Origin of the sequence: Plantactinospora sp. GCM10030261 (assembly GCF_042666615.1) — a bacterium.
In the GTDB taxonomy this organism is placed as follows: Bacteria; Actinomycetota; Actinomycetes; order Mycobacteriales; family Micromonosporaceae; genus KBS50.
On sequence record NZ_JBHTDD010000020.1, the window covers coordinates 24,456 to 41,707 of the forward strand.

General features: G+C 72.1%; 15 protein-coding genes. 3 read left to right on the forward strand and 12 right to left on the reverse strand.

Going from position 1 to position 17,252, the window contains the following annotated elements:
• Positions 1–127: 127 nt before the first annotated feature.
• Entirely contained in the window at positions 128–1,981 is a 1,854-nt protein-coding gene (locus ACFQUZ_RS22110) for a metallophosphoesterase (protein WP_377445404.1), read from the forward strand.
• Between the two features lie 47 nt (positions 1,982–2,028).
• Here ACFQUZ_RS22110 and ACFQUZ_RS22115 read toward each other — a convergent pair whose 3' ends face one another.
• From ACFQUZ_RS22115 to ACFQUZ_RS22125, 3 genes are read right to left on the reverse strand one after another with little or no spacing between them, the layout of a single operon-like run.
• The gene (locus ACFQUZ_RS22115; protein ID WP_377445406.1) at positions 2,029–2,955 is read right to left on the reverse strand and encodes a universal stress protein; all 927 of its coding nucleotides are present in this window, start codon (positions 2,953–2,955) and stop codon (positions 2,029–2,031) included.
• A gap of 19 nt (positions 2,956–2,974) precedes the next feature.
• Positions 2,975–3,859, reverse strand: a complete 885-nt coding sequence (locus tag ACFQUZ_RS22120; RefSeq protein ID WP_377445409.1) for a universal stress protein — start codon at positions 3,857–3,859, stop codon at positions 2,975–2,977.
• Complete coding sequence (locus tag ACFQUZ_RS22125; protein ID WP_377445412.1) at positions 3,856–6,453, reverse strand: cation-translocating P-type ATPase; 2,598 nt, start codon at positions 6,451–6,453, stop codon at positions 3,856–3,858. Before ACFQUZ_RS22125 ends, ACFQUZ_RS22120 begins: the two co-directional genes overlap by 4 nt.
• Before the next feature lie 217 nt (positions 6,454–6,670).
• Here ACFQUZ_RS22125 and ACFQUZ_RS22130 point away from each other — a divergent pair, with 217 nt between their 5' ends.
• On the forward strand, positions 6,671–7,477 hold the full coding sequence (locus ACFQUZ_RS22130) for a CPBP family intramembrane glutamic endopeptidase (protein ID WP_377445414.1): 807 nt from the start codon (positions 6,671–6,673) through the stop codon (positions 7,475–7,477).
• A gap of 24 nt (positions 7,478–7,501) precedes the next feature.
• Here the strand turns inward: ACFQUZ_RS22130 and ACFQUZ_RS22135 are convergent, their stop codons facing one another.
• The 8 genes from ACFQUZ_RS22135 to tmk all read right to left on the reverse strand — a co-directional run bounded on the left by ACFQUZ_RS22135 (position 7,502) and on the right by tmk (position 14,932).
• On the reverse strand, positions 7,502–8,326 hold the full coding sequence (locus ACFQUZ_RS22135) for a stage 0 sporulation family protein (RefSeq protein ID WP_377445417.1): 825 nt from the start codon (positions 8,324–8,326) through the stop codon (positions 7,502–7,504).
• A gap of 347 nt (positions 8,327–8,673) precedes the next feature.
• Positions 8,674–9,258: a SigE family RNA polymerase sigma factor gene (locus ACFQUZ_RS22140; RefSeq protein WP_377445419.1), complete on the reverse strand. Its 585-nt coding sequence runs from the start codon at positions 9,256–9,258 to the stop codon at positions 8,674–8,676.
• Entirely contained in the window at positions 9,255–9,884 is a 630-nt protein-coding gene (locus ACFQUZ_RS22145) for a permease-like cell division protein FtsX (protein ID WP_377445422.1), read from the reverse strand. The genes ACFQUZ_RS22140 and ACFQUZ_RS22145 overlap by 4 nt, the downstream gene beginning before the upstream one ends.
• 177 nt (positions 9,885–10,061) lie before the next feature.
• The gene (locus tag ACFQUZ_RS22150) at positions 10,062–10,727 is read right to left on the reverse strand and encodes a hypothetical protein (RefSeq protein ID WP_377445425.1); all 666 of its coding nucleotides are present in this window, start codon (positions 10,725–10,727) and stop codon (positions 10,062–10,064) included.
• Positions 10,727–11,035 carry a hypothetical protein gene (locus tag ACFQUZ_RS22155; protein ID WP_377445428.1) on the reverse strand — a complete coding sequence of 103 codons (309 nt, stop codon included), beginning with the start codon at positions 11,033–11,035 and terminating at the stop codon, positions 10,727–10,729. Before ACFQUZ_RS22155 ends, ACFQUZ_RS22150 begins: the two co-directional genes overlap by 1 nt.
• Before the next feature lies 1 nt (position 11,036).
• The gene (locus ACFQUZ_RS22160; protein WP_377445429.1) at positions 11,037–11,363 is read right to left on the reverse strand and encodes a YbaB/EbfC family DNA-binding protein; all 327 of its coding nucleotides are present in this window, start codon (positions 11,361–11,363) and stop codon (positions 11,037–11,039) included.
• Positions 11,364–11,450: 87 nt separating this feature from the next.
• A complete protein-coding gene (locus tag ACFQUZ_RS22165) occupies positions 11,451–12,662 on the reverse strand; it encodes a DNA polymerase III subunit delta' (RefSeq protein ID WP_377445432.1) in 1,212 nt (403 codons plus the stop codon).
• Positions 12,662–14,932 carry a dTMP kinase gene (tmk, locus tag ACFQUZ_RS22170; protein ID WP_377445620.1) on the reverse strand — a complete coding sequence of 757 codons (2,271 nt, stop codon included), beginning with the start codon at positions 14,930–14,932 and terminating at the stop codon, positions 12,662–12,664. The genes ACFQUZ_RS22165 and tmk overlap by 1 nt, the downstream gene beginning before the upstream one ends.
• Before the next feature lie 326 nt (positions 14,933–15,258).
• Between tmk and ACFQUZ_RS22175 the strand changes: the two genes are divergently transcribed.
• Positions 15,259–16,479 (forward strand): amino acid deaminase/aldolase, encoded by a 1,221-nt coding sequence (locus ACFQUZ_RS22175; protein WP_377445435.1) that lies wholly within the window; start codon positions 15,259–15,261, stop codon positions 16,477–16,479.
• A 13-nt stretch (positions 16,480–16,492) separates the two neighbouring features.
• On the opposite strand, the gene ACFQUZ_RS22180 is transcribed toward ACFQUZ_RS22175, so the two are convergent.
• Positions 16,493–17,089 (reverse strand): TetR/AcrR family transcriptional regulator, encoded by a 597-nt coding sequence (locus tag ACFQUZ_RS22180; protein ID WP_377445622.1) that lies wholly within the window; start codon positions 17,087–17,089, stop codon positions 16,493–16,495.
• Positions 17,090–17,252 lie beyond the last annotated feature (163 nt).

Sequence of the window (17,252 nt, forward strand, 5' to 3'; positions counted from 1 at the left end):
GATCGTGGATTCATGAGGCCCCTCCGGGGGCACCGGGAATCCACGATCAATCAGGCCCGGGGCGGCACGGAGGCGACCGTCGGGCACTGGACAGCATGGCACGGAGCGGGCGGCTAGGCTCCGGCCGGTGACGGACGATCGAGCGGCAGCCGCGCAGCGGCCCAGCGACGCCACCACGGCGAGCCCGGCAGCCGCGCAGCGGCCCAGCACGACCGCCGCGGGAAGCCCGAACGCCGACGACAGCGCCACCGCCGCCGGCAGCCCGGCACCCGCGCAGCGGTCCGGGGCCGAATCGGCACCTCCCCGTCGACCCCGAAGCCTCGACCCGCAGGAACTGGGCTACACCCGCCGGGCACCGGTCCCCTGGTTGGCACCGCTGCTCCTCGTCTTCACGGGACTCCGAACGGTCCTGGCCATGCTCTTCGGGGCGTACCTGGACAAACGGGAGCTTCAGGGCTCATTGCCACGGCAGCTCCACCGGCAGCCGGGTACGGCAGCCGGGCTGTGGGTCGACTTCGTGGCGGACCTCGGCGACGGCTTCGACGCGACGTACTCGGTGGCCTACCTGCTCTCCCGGCCGGAGTTGGAGATCGACGGGACGGCCCTACCCCGCGGTCAGATGCTGGTCATGGGCGGCGACCAGGTTTATCCGACGGCCAGCGCGCAGGCGTACGAGGACCGCTGCAAGGGGCCCTACGAGTCGGCGCTGCCCACCGCCGCGACCGGCCGGGAACGCCCGGCCCTGTACGCCATCCCCGGCAACCATGACTGGTACGACGGCCTGACCGCGTTCCTGCGGCTGTTCGTCCGCTCCCGGGACGACAACGTCGGGGGCTGGTGCACCCCGCAGACCCGCTCGTACTTCGCCGTCGAACTGCCCGGCGACTGGTGGCTGCTGGGGATCGACGGCCAGTCCGGGTCGTACCTCGACGATCCGCAACTGACGTACTTCGAGGAGGCCGCGCGGCGCCTCGGCCCGCGTTCCAAGGTCATCCTGGCGGCCCCGGAACCATCCTGGGTCAAGGCGGTCGACCAGCCCGAGGCGTACGACTCGATCGACTACTTCATCCGGAAGGTCGTGGATCCCACCGGCGCCGCCGTCCGGCTGCTCATCTCCGGAGACATCCACCACTACGCCCGCTATGCCGGACCGGACCGACAGTTGATCACCTGCGGCGGGGGCGGCGCGTACCTCTACCCCACCCACAAGCTGCCCGAGCGCATCCAGGTGCCGCCGGAGGACACCCGATCCCGGCGGGCCAGCCCCACCCGCTCGTACGAGCTGGCCGGTCGCTACCCGTCGGCGAGCCGCTCGCGGCGCTACTCCTGGGGCATCTTCGGTCGACTACCGCTGCGCAACCCCGGCTTCGGCACTCTCCTCGGCACCCTGCACACCTTGCTCATGCTGGCCATGGCGGGCGCCACGACGCATCGGTCCGGCGGTCCCGAGCAGCGGCTGTTCAGCGTACCGCTGATCGCGATGCTGCTGGTCACGCTGCTCGGCGCCGCGTTCTTCGCCAAGCCACCCAGTTCCGGCGGCAAGCGGCACGCCCGGCACTGGCTGCTGGGCGTCGGGCACGGTGTGGCGCACATCGCGCTGGCCGCGGGCGGGACCTGGCTGTGGCTGCGCCTGCCGTTCTACGAGTGGGAGTGGCCGTTACCGGTGGCCGCCGCGGTCGTGCTGTACGGGCCGGTCGCCGGCCTGGTGGCCACCGAGCTGGCCGCCACGTATCTGCTCGTCGCCGGCGAGTTCGGGGTCAACCTCAACGAACTCTTCGCCGGGCAGGGCATCGAGGACGCCAAGAGCTTCCTGCGGCTGCACATCGACCCGGACGGCGCGTTGACGATCTATCCGATCGCGGTGGACAGGGTCTGCCACGAGTGGCGGGCCGAGCCCGACGGGCCGCCGGACGCACCGTGGATCGAGCCGGAACGGCCGCTGACCGCCCGCCTGGCCGAGCCGCCGATCACGCTCCGCTGATCAGTCGGACCGCGTACCTGGCCGAGCCGCCGATCACGCTCCGCTGATCAGTCGCCGGCCGGGTCTTCCTGGCCTCGGACGACCAGGACCGGGCAGTGCGCGTGGTGCACGGCGGTCCGGCTGACCGAGCCGAGCAGCAGGCCGGTGAACCCGCCCAGCCCGCGTGAGCCCACCACGAGCAACGACGCCTGCCCGCTGGCCTCGATAAGCGCCTGCTCCACGCTTATCGCACGCGTCGGGCGCCGCTCAACGGCCAGGTCGGGGTGCCGAGCCCGGACCGCCCCCACCGCCTCGTCGAGCAGTTGGGTCGCCGCCTCCTGATACGCCTGCTCGAAATCGTCGAACCGCTCCGGCGGCCAACCCATGCCGGGGGCCGCTCCGGTCGCCACCGGTGCCGCCCACTGCGTCGACCAGGCGTGCAACAGCACGAGGCCGGTGCTCCGCCGGACCGCCTCGTCGGCCGCGTAGTCCACCGCCGCCCGCCCCGAGTCCGAGCCGTCCACTCCGACCACCACGGGGCCGGTGACCGGCAACGGCTCGTCGATCGGGCGAACCACCAGCACCGGGCAGTGGGCGTGGGTGGCCACCTGGGTGCTGACCGAGCCGAGCAGGAGGCCGGTGAACCCGCCGCGCCCCCGGGATCCCACCACGACGAGGTCCGCGTGACGCGATTCCTCGACCAGGGTCGCTCCCGGGCCGCCGGCCACCTGGCGTACCTCGACCTCCAGGCCCGGCCACCGGTCGCGCAGCTCGGCGGCGGCCTGGTCGAGCATCTTCTGCGCATCGTCGTTGGGCGGCGGCACCTCCATCTCGTACGGGTTCAGCGGCACGCCGTAGCCGAACGGATGGAGGTAGCCGTGCACGAGATGCAGGGGGCAGGACCGCGCCACCGCCGCCTCGGCCGCCTGCTCGGCGGCTACCACGCTGGATGGTGATCCATCGACGCCGACAACGACCGGCCGTTTCATGCTCATTCCTCCACTATATGGGCGGTCAGTCCGATCCATCGGTACCCGCCTGCCGGACCACCAACACCGGGCACCGGGCCGAGTTCAGCAGACGGTGGCTCACCGACCCGAGCAGGAGGCCGGCGAAGCCGCCCCGTCCCCGGGCACCGACCACCACCAACTGCGCCTTCGCCGACTCGTCGACAAGCATGCGACCGGGATCGCCCGGCCCGACCCGGCGCCGCACCCGTACGTCCGGATACCGCTCGCTTCCTCCGGCCAGCGCCTCGGCCAGCAGCCGATCCTCGTCCTCGGCGAGCACATCGGTGTCGTACGGCGCCATCCAACCCACCGGCGTGGGCAACGGCCACGAGTGCACCGCCAGCAGGGCGGCACCTCGGTGGGCCGCCTCGTCGAACGCGACGTCGATCGCCCGGGTGGACTGTGCTGACCCGTCCACGCCGACCACCACCGGCCCGTCCACCCGCTGCTCACCGCGGGCCACCAGCACCGGACAGGTGGCATGCGCGGTGACCTGGACCGCCGTGGAGCCGAGCAGCAGGTCACCGACACCTCCCAGGCCGCGGCTGCCGAGCACCAGCAACTCGGCGTCCCGGGCGGCCCGCAGCAACACCGGTGGCGCGGCACCGTCCACGATCGCCGAATCAACCGGGAGGTCGGGCACCGTCTTGGCCGCGACATCAACCGCCTCAGCCACCAGCCGCTCAGCCTGGTGCCGCAGGCCGCCCTCGCTCGGCCCGTACGGTGACGGACCCACCGGTACGCGCAGCAAGGGCCAGATGAACGCGTGCACGATACGCAGTGGCCGGTCCCGCCACCACGCCTCGCGCGCCGCCAGTCGCACGGCGTCGAGCGCCGACGCCGAGCCGTCCACACCGACGACGACCGGATCCTTCACCGTCCCGTTCATGATCTACCCTTCAGCAGTCGCAGGATCAGACCGGGCAGCACCGCCACGGCCGCACACCCAATCAATTCGATATCGGTCAATGGATCGGTGTCGAGCAGCAGCCGCAACGGCGCCACCAGCACTCCCGCGATCTGGAGCACCCCCGACAGGGCTACCGCGGCCAGCAGGGCCGGATTGTGGTGCCGTGCTCCGGGGGCACGCCGGGTCCGTACCGCCAGGGCCACACCGAGTTGGGCGAGGCCGAGCACCACGAAGACTATCGACTGCCACGGCCGACCGGCGTGGGCGGCGAACAACCCGGCGGCGAGGGTCACCGCGGCGATGAGCGAGCCGGCCAGCATGACGCTCCGGCCCAGCCCGCCACCCAGCACGGACTCCGCGGGTGACCGCGGACCCCGACGCAGGGCGTCCGGTTCGGCCGGCTCCGCCCCGAGGGCCACCCCGGGGAGCCCGTGCGTGAGCAGGTTGATCCAGAGGATCTGGGCGGGCAGCAACGGCACCGGAAGGCCGAGAAACGGTCCGACGAGCATCACTGCGATCTCCGCGAAGCCGCCGGCGAGCGCGTACCGGAGGAACCGGCGGATGTTGTCGTAGATCCGCCGGCCCTCCCCGATCGCGGCGGTGACCGTACCGAGGTTGTCATCGACAAGCACCAGGTCCGCGGCCTGCCGGGCCACCTCGGTGCCGCCGCCCATGGCGACCCCGATGTCCGCCTTACGCAGCGCCGGCGCGTCGTTCACCCCGTCGCCGGTCATCGCCACCACATGTCCCCGGGACTGCAACGCGGCGATGATGTCCAGCTTCTGTTCCGGCTGCACCCGGGCATAGACCCGGGCGTCCTCGGCGGCCGGAATACCAGTGTCACCGTGCGCCACCGGCTCACCGTGCCGCCACAGACCCAGTTGACCACCGATGGCGGTCGCCGTGGCCGGATGGTCGCCGGTGACCAGCAGCAGTCGTACGCCGGCCGCGTCGAACTGACCGGCCATGGCCGGCGCGACGGCTCGCAGCGGGTCCCCGATTCCGACCAGTCCGACCGGCCGCAGGCCGGTGGGGGCGGCGGGGTCGGGTAACCGGTCGGTCCGCCCGGCGGCCAGGGCCAGGACCCGCAGCCCCCGGGCGGCCAGCCGATCCGCGCCGGCGGCCAGCCCGGCGCGCTCCTCGTCCGTCACCGTTACCAGCGGCTCGGCCAGGACGTTCTCCGGAGCGCCCTTGCACACGACGAGGTAGCCGCCGGCGGGGTCCCGGTGCACCGTGGTCATCCGCCGGTTCGCCTGATCGAACGGCTGCTCCGCGACCCTCGGCCAGACGGCCCGGACGGCCGTCGGGTCCAGGCCACTCCGCGCGGCGAAGGCGACAAGCGCCGCCTCCAGCGGGTCACCGACCGCCGTCCACTCGGGCCGCCCGTCCGCCGGTGGCGCCAGGTTCGCGTCGTTGCAGAGCAGCCCCGCCCGGGCCAGCCGGCGCAGCTCATCGGGTACGGCGATCTCCCGGCCCGGGGCCTCGGTCCCCGGCCGTGGGAGTTCCCCTCCGGTAACCGTCGCCTCCCGGCACACGACCCCGTCCGGCGCGTAGCCGACGCCGGTGACCGAGAACTGGACGCCGTCCCCGGTTACCGCGCGCTGCACGGCCATCCGCCCCTCGGTGAGGGTGCCGGTCTTGTCCGAGGCGATCACCGTGACCGAGCCGAGCGTCTCCACCGCGTGCAACCGCCGCGGGATGGCGTTCGCCGCCGCCATCCGGTGGGCCCCCAAGGCCAGCGCGAGGGTCACCACCGCCGGCAGGGACTCCGGCACCGCGGCCACCACCAGGCTCACCGCGGTCACCGCCATCTCCCCGACGGGTCGCCCACCGAGCACGCCGAGCGCGAAGACCGCCCCGGAAAGCAGGACTGCCAGCAGGCCCAGCGTCCGGCCGAGGCCGGCCAGCCGACGCTGTAGCGGGGTGGCGCCGGGCCGGGTACCCCGCACCAGCGCGGCGATCCGGCCCAGGGCGCTCCCGGCACCGGTACGCAGCACCGTGCCACTGGCCCGGCCCACGGTCACCACGGTTCCCGCCGAGATCTCCGCTCCGGCCTCCCGGTCGACCGGCACCGATTCGCCGGTGAGCGCCGACTCGTCCAGCCGTAACCGGCTCGCCTGCACCAGCCGCAGGTCGGCCGGCACGACATCACCGGCCTCGACGCGCACCAGGTCGTCGCGGACCAGCTCGGCGGCCGGAACGACGGTGTCGATGCCGTCCCTGACCACTCGGGCGGTCGGCGCGGCCAAGGTGTCCAGGGCGGCGATGGCCCGGTCCGCGCGCACCTCCTGCACCACGCCGATGGCGCTGTTCAGCAGCACCACGAGAACGATGACCGCGGTGTCCGGATAGTCACCGAGCGCCGTGGTCACCACGGCGGCAGCCAGCAGCAGGGCGACCAACGGGTCGGCGACCTGACGGAGCAGCCGCGTCGCGAGGTGGCGCCGGGGCTGGCCGCCGACGATGTTCGGGCCGTGGGCGCGCAGCCGCGCCGACGCCTGCGCCGAGGTCAGGCCGGCCGCCTCGATGGGATCTGACGTCCCCGGCCGCGTCGCCTCGCCAGCCTGCCGCACCCTGACCTCCCGCTGTCGTCGACGCACCCGCCGCCCGCTGTCCCCGTTCAGGGTGGCGCGGGGCGGGGGGCACGGGCAGAGGAAAGATCCTCCGGTAACCGGGACCTCCGACCCTGGGTCAGCACCGGTAATCGGTGCGGCACCGCCGGAACGCCTGTTCGGGCCGCGTCAGGGGCGTGACAGGCCGGTGACAGGGGGCGGATGGATTCTTCGCTGCATGGTGAACACCGACATCCCCGCCACGAAAGGCATCCGTCCGAACCGCTTGGTCGAGATGCTCCTTGCCGACCGTCACTCGCTCCCATTGTCGATCACGCTGCACCTCGTGCCCGGCGCCCTTGTCGTCGCCGCCTACTTGTTCCTCGCCGAGCCGTTCGTCAGGGCGATCAACTACCCGGTCTTCCTGGCCTGGGCGATCGCCCTGGTCATCGTGCTCGCACCGCTTCAGTTCGGCCTGTTCTGGTTGGGCCGCAAGCGCACCGGCCGCTACACACTACGCGGAGTAGTGCACTACATCGACAGGCCGATCCCACGCGGAAAGCTCACCGCTATCATCGTCGGCCTCATCGTGTGGATGACCGTGGTGTCCCTCGCACTCGTCCCGCTGGACAACGTCGTCTTCGACCAGTTCTTCACCTGGATCCCGTTCGAAGGCGCGGGCGGCAGCGCCACCACCTACATCGACGGGTACTCGCAATCACAGCTTGTCATCACGATGTTGATCAGCCTCCCGCTGACCGGGTTCACCCTTCCCCTCATCGAGGAGATCTACTTCCGCGGATTCCTGATGCCCCGCATCGCCCATGTGGGCGTTGGTGCGCCCATTCTCAACACGGTCCTGTTCTCGGTGTACCACTTCTGGGCACCGTGGACCGTGCTTTCGAAGATCATCTTTATGTTTCCGGCAGTCTGGCTCGTCTGGCGCAAGCGCGACATCCGGATCTCGATCGGCATGCACCCGGGCACGGCCCTCCTCATGGCCACCGTTGGCACCATCGCCATCATCCTGGGCGCCACACCGTAGTAACGGCTCGGCTCCTCACCAGGGCTAACGGCTTTCGTACGCCTGACGAGGCCCGCAGACGTCGGACAGTGCACATCGCCGGACGGACCCGTCGGAGATCTGCCGGACCGTCACCGTCTCACTGGGCGGGTGCCGGGAGACGACCTTCGCCGTCCCCTCCGGCGTCTCGATCCGCTGGCCGGACGCGGGGTAGTTGGTGCTTTCCGCGTAGAGGGGATGTTCGTACTTCAGGCAGCACATCAGCCGCCCGCAGGCGCCGGAGATCCGCAGCGGGTTGAGCGGAAGATCCTGGTCCTTGGCCATCCGGATGGTGACCGGTTCGAAGTCGTTGAGGAACGTGGCACAGCACAGGTCCCGACCGCACGGCCCGATGCCGCCCTGCACCCGTGCCGAGTCACGGGCCGACAGTTGGCGCAGCTCCACCCGGCAGCGCAGGGTGGCGCCCAGATCGCGGACCAGGGATCGGAAGTCGACCCGGTGTGGTGCTGTGAAATAGATGGTGGTACGGCCCCCGCTGGCGGTCTCGTCGAGCACGTGGTCGACGGCCACCACCTTCATCGGCAACGCGTGCTCCCGGATCAGCCGCTTGGCGGCGACCTTGGCCTCGGCCTTGCGGGTCCGCAGCAGGTCGTCCCGGCGCAGGTCGTCCTCGTCGGCCAGGCCCGCGAGCTGGGGAAACCCGCTCGTGTCCTCGCTGACCCACTGGGCCGCCCAGACGCACTCGGCAACCTCCGGGCCGTCGTCGGTCGGTACCAGGACCCGGTCACCCACCTGCGGGCGCAGGTCACCCGGGTCGAGGTAGTACAGGCGCCCGTACCGGTTGAAGCTGACCGCACAGAGCATTCCCATCGGCCCACCATACGTCCGGACGGCGGCGCCCGGGCCGATGAGCCACCCGGGCGATGCGGTACATCCTCCGGCCGGACGGGCCGGCCGGCGCCGTCCGAGCGCCCGGCGCCCGGACGTCTCGATCCCCTCGACCGTCCGGTTAGAACACTCATCGATCCGGCGACAAATCGGCCGCGGCAGCGTTAGGTGAGGCACATAAACCTGCGGGGGGTGCAGGAAAGCCACGGCGTCGCAGCCGGAGCTGCCGAGGGGTACGGCGCTCCCGAGCGCGACGCCGTTGGCTGTTCCGGGACCATCGGTGGCTGCTTCCAGGACCGCCGTCACACGCCGCCGAGCAGGCGAGCGGGTCAGTTCCGGACAAAGTCCTCGCCAAGCAGCGCCCGAAGCCGACTCAACGCGCGTGCGTTCCGCATCTTGACCGCTGAGGTGGACATCCCGAGGATCTCGGCGACGGTCTCCACGCTCAGGTCCTCCCAGTGGCGCAGCACCAGGACGGCGCGGTCGCGGACGGGCATCGTGGCCAAGGCGTCCATCAAGGCGACATGCAGCTCCGTGTTCGGTCGTTGGTGGGGCATCTCGGGCAGGTCGGCGAGCACGACCTCGGTGTCGCTGCGCCGCTTCTTCTGGTCCAGGACGGCGTTCATGAGGACCCGCCGGCTGTACGCCTCGAGATTCGCGGTACGCCAGATCCGACCCCACGACGCGTACATCTTCGCGAGGGTGATCTGGGTCAGGTCCTGAGCCAGGTGCCAGTCCCGGCTCATCAGGTACGCCGTGCGCCGCAGCCGGGGTGCGACAGCGGCGACGAACGCGGTGAACTCGTCGTCTCGGGCGGCCTTCTGCCGCTGACGAGCCCTACCCCAGCCGGTCACCGGGTCACGGCCGAGCCCGCCCGGCGGCACGACGGGCACAACCTCGCGGACGCCCGTCACGCGCCGTCCTTCGAGGGGGAGGCCGGCGCACTCGATGGGGAGCCCGGCGGGCATTTGTTGTCCTGGACCAGGTCCACCCCGTCCATGTCGCCGATCCTCGCCGCGAACCGCTGGTATTCCGAGGGTTTCACCAGCTCGACGCGGTAAGACTCCGGGAACTGGTCCGCGGTGACGGCGTCGACCAGGTCGGGCTGGTCCCGATACAGCTCCTTGAATCTGACGTACGCCTGGTCACGGCTGCGGAACTGGAAATCCCGCACCAGCGGGTCGGACTGCAACGCGGCGCGCAGGTCGAGGTGTTGCTGGTCGGTGACGTGAGCCAGCAGGAAGATCGAGGCGTCACCCGCTTCCCGCACCAGCGGTGAGTCGCAGGCGTTGTCCGTCGTGGGCATGACGGCGGCGGGCAGCACCACCGATGGCGGCCGATCACCCGGCGCCGCCCCAACAGTCAGAGCGACCACCGTGGCGAGAACGGCGACCACGCCGGTCGCCCCGCCGGTGGCGAGCAGCCGACGCCGACGGCGGAGGCCCCGGCCCTGAGCCATGACGTCCCGACTCAGGTTTCCCGGCGGGACGGGCTCGTCGCCGAGGGCACGCTCGAAGAGCCCTCGTAAGTTCTGATCCATGATTCGCTCCTCTGGTCCGGCGGCGGATCCCTCCTTTATGACTGCCTGGACCATCGTTTCCGTCACCGATCCCGCGCGGCTGGTCCGTCGGCGTCAGGTGGGCAGCGGCGGCGAAGGTCAGCGCGCCGGAGCCCGGCTCTCCGCACCCGGCGTGGCCTCCACCGCCACCGACGCCCGTTACTCCAGGGCCCGGAAGGCGTCGTCGAACCGGCCGGACCCGCCGGCGACCGGCCGGGTGGGTGACTCCGCCAGCTCGGAGCCGAACCGGCGCAACAGCTCAACCCCGCCGTCGAGGACGTCCGCCACGCACGCCAACACCCGGGCACCGATCTCGGCCGCCGCCAGGGCGGCGTTCGGCTCCCCGCCCGTGGTCTCGCCGGTCAGCACGGTGACAGCCTCGGCCGACCCGAGCGCCTCGACGACCGTACGACCGAGGCCGCCGCGTGCCCGGCGAGCCCAGTCGGTCAGCTCCTCCGCGTACCGCGCGGTGCCGTCGAGCCGGCCGGTCAACGTCTCCGGCCCGCCGGTGAGCCGCTCCGCCAGCGCGACCCGCCGGTCGCGGGCCGCGTCGGCGGCGGCCCCGGCCCAGTCGACGTCCGTGAGCAGGCTGGCGGCGACGTCCTCGTACGTCGGAAGCGGCGCGCGCACCGCCTGACCGGCGGCGGACAGTGTCGCTGGACGCAACTCGGCCACCCAGCCCGCGGCGGCGCCGGGTAGCGCGCCGACCCGCCGCAGCATCGGCCAGATCCGGTGGTCCTCCGGGGCACCAAGGGTGGTGAGCAGGTCGTCCACCCGACCCAGCAGGTCGCCACCGGGACCGGCGACCCGGTCCAGGACGTCCATCACCACTCCTCGGCGAACCTGTGACGGGCCGCCTGGTCGCTGTTGGCGTAGCCCCGAGCTGCCAACCGAACCGCCCCCGCCACGTCGGTCAACTCGGCGGCGAGCTGGCCGGCCTCGCGGGCTCGGTCGTCGATCGCCGCGACCCACCGGGTATGCAGCGCACGCCCGATTTCGCCAAGCCGGCCCGGCCCGTGGACGCCGAACGCGTCCGGCGCCAGCCTGGCCGCCGCGGCGAGCGCACCCGTTGCCGTGCCCAGCCGGGTGGCGGCCACATCCAACCGGCCGCCGAGGCTCGCCAGGCTGTCCATCTCAAACCTCCGTGAGGGGGCGGTAGCCACCGAAGATCTCGGTGCGCAGCTTCTCCCTGGCCCACCGGGCCGCGTCGGTGGCCGCGGCGACGGCCGACGTGACGGACCGGCCGACCTCGACATTGGTGCGCCCGGTGAGAACACCGACGATCCGTGCTTCGACGATCACGCCGGCCGCGGTGACCACCACCTCGACCAGGTCGTCGGGGGAACGGACGGTTACCTCGGTGGTGGCTGCCGCGCGGTCGAAGTCAGCCTGCAACTCCTCGATGCGCCGGTAGCGCTCGATCGCCTCCTCGATCCAGGCTTCGTCGATCTCGCGCCCCATCGGCCGGCTCCTCGTCACGCTGCGTCGAGCGAACCGTACCGGTCGATGTCTGATCTGGAAAGGCCACTGTCCACAGGCTTGCGGCGCTCACCCCCGCCAGAGCGCGAGCATCATGGTCTCGACGGCGATCCTGGGCTTGACGTTGGCCTCGATCGCCGTCCGGCAGGCCAGTACGGCCTCCAGCCGGCGCAGCGCCGCCTCCGCGGTCCACCGGCCGGCAGCGGTGCGGGCGAGTTCCGCCGTGTCGGTGTGCACGGGATCCACAGGTGCGCGCAGCGTCGCGGTGAGCACGTCCCGGTAGAAACCGGCCAGGTCGACCAGAGCCCGGTCGAGCGCGTCCCGCTGCACCCGGGTGGCTCGCGACTTCTGCCGCCGCTCCAGTTCCTTGAGCTGCCCCGCCGCGCCCCGGATGGCGCCGCTCGCCCCACGCCCGGTGCCGCCGGCGCCGAGCGCCGTCTCCAGTGCGGTGCGCTCGCCGGCGTTCAACTCGGCGACCGAGGCGGCAGCCTCCCCCTCGGCCGCCTCGATCAGCGCCGACGCGGCGTCGAAGCAAGCCCCGACACCGGTGAGCCGGCGGGGGACGGCCAGCACGGCCTCCCTGCGGCGGCGCGCGTCCGGATCCCGGGCCAACCGGCGGGCCCGACCCACATGCCCCTGGGCGGCGGCCGCCGCCCAGGTCGCCACGTCGGCCGGTACGCCGTCGCGAGTGGTCAGCACAGTGGCGACGGCGGCCGCTGGTGGCTGACGCAGCGGCACCACCCGGCACCGCGACCGGATCGTGACGGATATGTCGTCCGGGTGGGTGGACGGGGTGCAGAGCAGGAACACGGTCCGCGGCGGCGGTTCCTCGATCGCCTTGAGGAGCGCGTTACCGGCCGCCTCGGTGAGCCGGTCGGCATCCTCGATCACCACGACCTGCCAGCGGCCACCAGCCGGCGTGCTGGCCGCCCGGAGCACCAGGGTGCGGATCTCGCTCACCGAGATGGACAGTCCCTCGGGCACCACGAATCGGACGTCGGCATGGGTGCCGCCCAGCGTCGTGTGGCAGCCTGCGCAGTCGCCGCATCCGGTGCCCAGCGCACACTGCAACGCCGCCGCGAAGGCGCGCGCGGCGACCGATCGCCCGGACCCGGGCGGCCCGGTGAAGATCCAGGCATGCGTCATCCCGGCCAGCTCCGCACCGCTGTCCGGCCCAGCCTCGGCCGTGGCCCGCAGCAGCACAGCCGCCGCCGTGGCCGCCCGGCGCAGGGTGGCGACCGCCTCGTCCTGACCGACCAGGTCGGCGAACACGTCCACCATCAGCGGAAGCTCCCCGACGGAGGGTCCGGCTCGCCACCGCGGGTTCGCGCCACCGGCTGGCTTTCCCGCGTCCTGGCCGCCGGCTCACCGTCCCGCGTCTCGGCCGGCGGCGCACCGTCCCGCGTCTTGGCCGGCGGCTCGCCGCGCCGCGCCGCCGGGGCCGACCGGACCGGCGTCGGCTGGCGGGCCGGTGACCCGGTCCGGTCCGACCCCGGGGGTGGCATGTCGGCGAAGAACTCCGCGTCGGATAACTTCGGTTCCACCGACGTGTCGGGGGGACGGGCCGGATCCGGGTGCACGATGGTGTCGGGGTTGGTGAACCGCTCGGTCACCTGGGCGACAACCGCCTCGGTCACCTCGTCGGCCGGACGGGAAGCGTCCAGCACCAGGTAGCGGCGGGGGTCGGCGGCCGCCAGATCCAGAAACGCCAGCCGCACCCGCTCGTGGAAGGCGAGCGACTCGCTCTCCAGCCGGTCGATGTCCCCGCCGCGTCCCGCGACCCGCTCCAGCCCGACCGCCGGCTCCACGTCGAGCACCACCACCAGATCCGGCTTCAACCCTCCGGTCGCCCACGACGAGAGCCAGGACACCTCGTCGACCGGCAACGTACGGCCCGCACCCTGGTACGCCAGCGACGAGTCGACGTACCGGTCACTGATCACCACCGCTCCCCGGGCCAGCGCCGGACGGACCACGGCGGCGACGTGCTGCGCCCGGTCGGCCGCGTAGAGCAGCGCCTCGGTGCGTGGCGCAAGCGGCATCCCGGCCTGCCGGCCGAGCACCAGCCCACGGATCTGCTCGCCGACATCGGTGGCACCGGGTTCCCGGGTGATCACGACCTCCCGCCCCTGCTCGCGCAGCCGCTCAGCGAGGACGTTGACCTGGGTGGACTTGCCCGCGCCCTCGCCACCCTCGAAGACCAGGAACACGCCCTTGGCGGCGAACGGCTCGGTAGGGGACAGCGGGCGGCCCCGGATGGAGCCCCACAGATCGGCGAGCACCGGCACCCCGGGCTTGTCGTCCATCTGGCGGAACGAACTGATCCCGGCCAGGATGCCGGCGATGCCGGCGGCCAGCAGCAGCAGCCGAGTCGAGGAGACCGAGATGCCGAGGTCGGCGACGCGCAGCTCGCGGGAGCCACCGAGACCGGCCAGGAAGCTGCTCAGCGCGATGGCCAGCATCAGCACGATCCGGGTGCCGGTCTGCACGACGGCGAAGACCCGACCCCGTACGTCGTCGGCGATCTCCCCGCCGAGCAGGGTCATACCGGCGAGGAACGCCATCCCCGCGCCGGCACCGACCAGGATGGCGCCGAGGATGGCCATCGACAGGTGGATGGCCGCGGCGAGCGCCAGCACCGAGGCGCTCGCCAGCACGATGCTCATGCCGAACCAGCGGCGCCGGGACAGGTCCCGGACGACCGTCGGACCGAGCCCGATACCGATCGCCAACCCGACGAACAGGGCGCCGAAGAGCAGGGAGAACGCGGCGGGTCCGGCGTTCAGCGAGCGGGTGAAGAAGTTGGCTGTGCCGATCACCATGCCGCCGCCGGCGAACGCCCCGAAGATGCCCAGCACCAGGCCGCGTACCAGCGGGGTCTTGGAGATGAACCGCCATCCCTCGACGAACTGGCGCAACACGCTCGCCTCGGACCGTTCCCGGGCGCCGGATCGGCCGCTGATCTCCTTGATCCCGAAGAACACCACGAGGGCGGTGGCCAGCCGGGAGAACGCGTTGAAATAGAGGGCGAGCTGCGCCGGCTCGGCCCAGGCCGGCGGGGCGTCTCCGGTGACCCGGGGAATCCCGACCGTGAGGACGGAGAGGCTTATCGCGGCGAGGACCGGGGTGAGGCCGTACGTCGTGATCAGGCTGAGCTGGTTCGCGGTCTCCAGACGAGCCCGCGGCACCAGGTTGGGAACTGCGGCCTCCTTCGCCGGGATCCAGAGCAGCGTGACCGCCTCGATCAGGAAGGTGGCGATCGCGGCCCAACCAACCACGACGGCACCGGACACGCCGGACAGCGCGACCAGCGGGATCGAGGCGAACAGGACGAACCGCAGCACATCGCAGATGACCATGGTGTAGCGCCGGTCGAACCGGTCGGCCAGGATGCCCGCCACCGGACCGAGCACCAGTGCCGGCAGCAGCCGGACCGCGATCACCCCACCGAACGCCGCCCCCTTGGCCGCGCTGCCCTCGACCTGGCTGGAGGCGAAGATCGAGGTGGCCAGCAGGCCGAGCCAGTCACCGAAAGCGGCCACGCTGAGCACCAGCCAGAGCCGTCGGAACGGCCGGCGGCGCAGCACGGAGCGGAGCGCCTGGACGCCCGAGTGGTCGACAGCGCTGGATGGTGAGACCGACGGCCCGGCCAGTGTGTCGTCACCGTCCGCCCGGTCGTTACTGATACCGATGGCCGTACCTCCACGTGCCAGCCCATCGCTGGGCTCCCCCGAATTGCCACTCTAGTCGGGCGGCGGTCCACCCCGGCCCCGACATTCCCCTGATCCGCCAGCGTAAGGGGCTCGTGACCGGCGGGTGGCCCCACCCCAGATATGAACTTCTTTCTGATTTCTCGTCGATTGGCTACCGTGCTGACGTGACCGACCCCGCCGCCCGGCTCCGCGCCGGGCTCGATCTGGCCACCGCCGGCCACGAGCCCCCGCTCGCCGCCGTCGACCTCGCGGCGTTCGACGCGAACGCCGACGCCATGGTGGCGCACTCCGCCGGCAAGCCACTCCGGGTGGCCAGCAAGTCGGTACGCTGCCGGGCGCTGCTGTCCAGGGTGCTCGCCCGGCCGGGCTGGCAGGGGGTGCTGGCCTTCACCCTCGCCGAGGCGATCTGGCTGGTCCGGGCGGGGGTGACCGACGACATCGTGGTGGGCTATCCCACCGCCGACCGATCGGCCCTGGGCGAACTGGCCAGCGACGAGCGGCTGGCCGAGGCGGTCACCCTCATGATCGACGATCCCGAACAACTGTCGCTTGTCGACGCCGTCGCGCCCGCGGACCGGCGACCCACCCTGCGGGCCTGCCTCGATCTGGACGCCTCCTGGCGACCGCTGGGCGGCGGCCCCGGCACCCGCCTGCACGTCGGGGTCCGCCGCTCACCGGTACACAGTGCGGCGGCGGCCGACCGACTGGCGGCCACCATCGCCGGCCGCCGGGGATTCCGGCTGGTGGGCGTGCTCGCGTACGAGGCACAGATCGCCGGCCTGGGCGACGCGCCGCCGGGTCGGCGGGTACGGGGGACCCTGATCCGGGCGGTGCACCGCGGATCGTACCGGGAACTGGTGCGCCGGCGACGGGCGGCGGTGGCGGCCGTCGGGCGGCACGCCGCCCTGGAGTTCGTCAACGGCGGCGGCACCGGCAGCCTCGCCCTGACCGCCGCGGACCCGGCGGTCACCGAGATCACGGCCGGATCCGGGTTGTACGGACCCACCCTGTTCGACGGTTATCGGGCCTGGCGGCCGACCCCGGCCGCCTACTTCGCCCTGCCGGTGGTCCGCAGACCGGCGGCCGGCACCGTCACCGTGGCCGGCGGGGGCTGGGTGGCCTCCGGACCGGCCGGTCGGGACCGGCTGCCCACCCCGTGCCTGCCCCCCGGACTGCGGCTGCTCCCCACCGAGGGCGCCGGTGAGGTGCAGACCCCGCTGATCGGCCCCGTCGCCGCCGACCTACGCCTCGGTGACCGGGTCTGGTTCCGCCACGCCAAGGCGGGTGAGCTGTGCGAGCGGGTCGACACGCTGCACCTCGTCGAGGGGGACCGGCTGGTCGACAGCGTGCCCACCTATCGCGGCGACGGGCGCGCCTTCGGCTGAGGGACCCTCGTTGTCAGCTCTTGCCGGCCTTCTGGGTAACCTTCGCCGTCGCTGGCCGGTCCGCGTCCACGTGCGCGAACAGGTATTCCCGGATCAACGACTTGGCCTCGGCGAGCACCCGCTCGTCACCCTCCGGCACCCGCCGGAAGGCCATTTTGATCAACGCGTCGGCGGCTTCCACGGCGATTTCCAGCGCGAACCGCAACCGGACCTGGTCGCCGATCCCGAACCGGTCGACGAGGACCTGGGTGAGCTGCTCGGCGATGACGCCGTTGTTGTCCCGGTCCTCGTCCAGCAGGTGCACGTCGACGATGTCACCGAAGTGGAGGGTGCGGAAGCCGGGTACCTCCCGGTGCATGCTGATGTACTCGTCGATCCCGGCGTCCACACCGTCCCACCAGTCGGTGAGGTCGCCGCCGGTGAGTCGGTCACTCAGCCGCAGCAGATATGCCTCCAGGTTGCGCAACGTCAACGCCTGGACGATCGCCCGCTTGTCCGGGAAGAACTGGTAGACCGACCCGATGGCCACTCCGGCCCGCTCGGCGAGCAGAGTGGTGGTCAGCCCCTCGTACCCCACCTCGTCGACGAGCTCGGCGCAGGCGTCGAGCATCCGCTGGACCCGGGCGACACTGCGACCCTGCACCGGAACCCGACGCAGCGGACCGGTCGTGGCGGTTGACGTAGACACTCGTCGCCACACCCTTTCGACAAAAGACTGCCCGGGAAGCCTCAAAGCTTCCCCGTGGCGAGTTCGAAACGTTACCCGGCTTAAC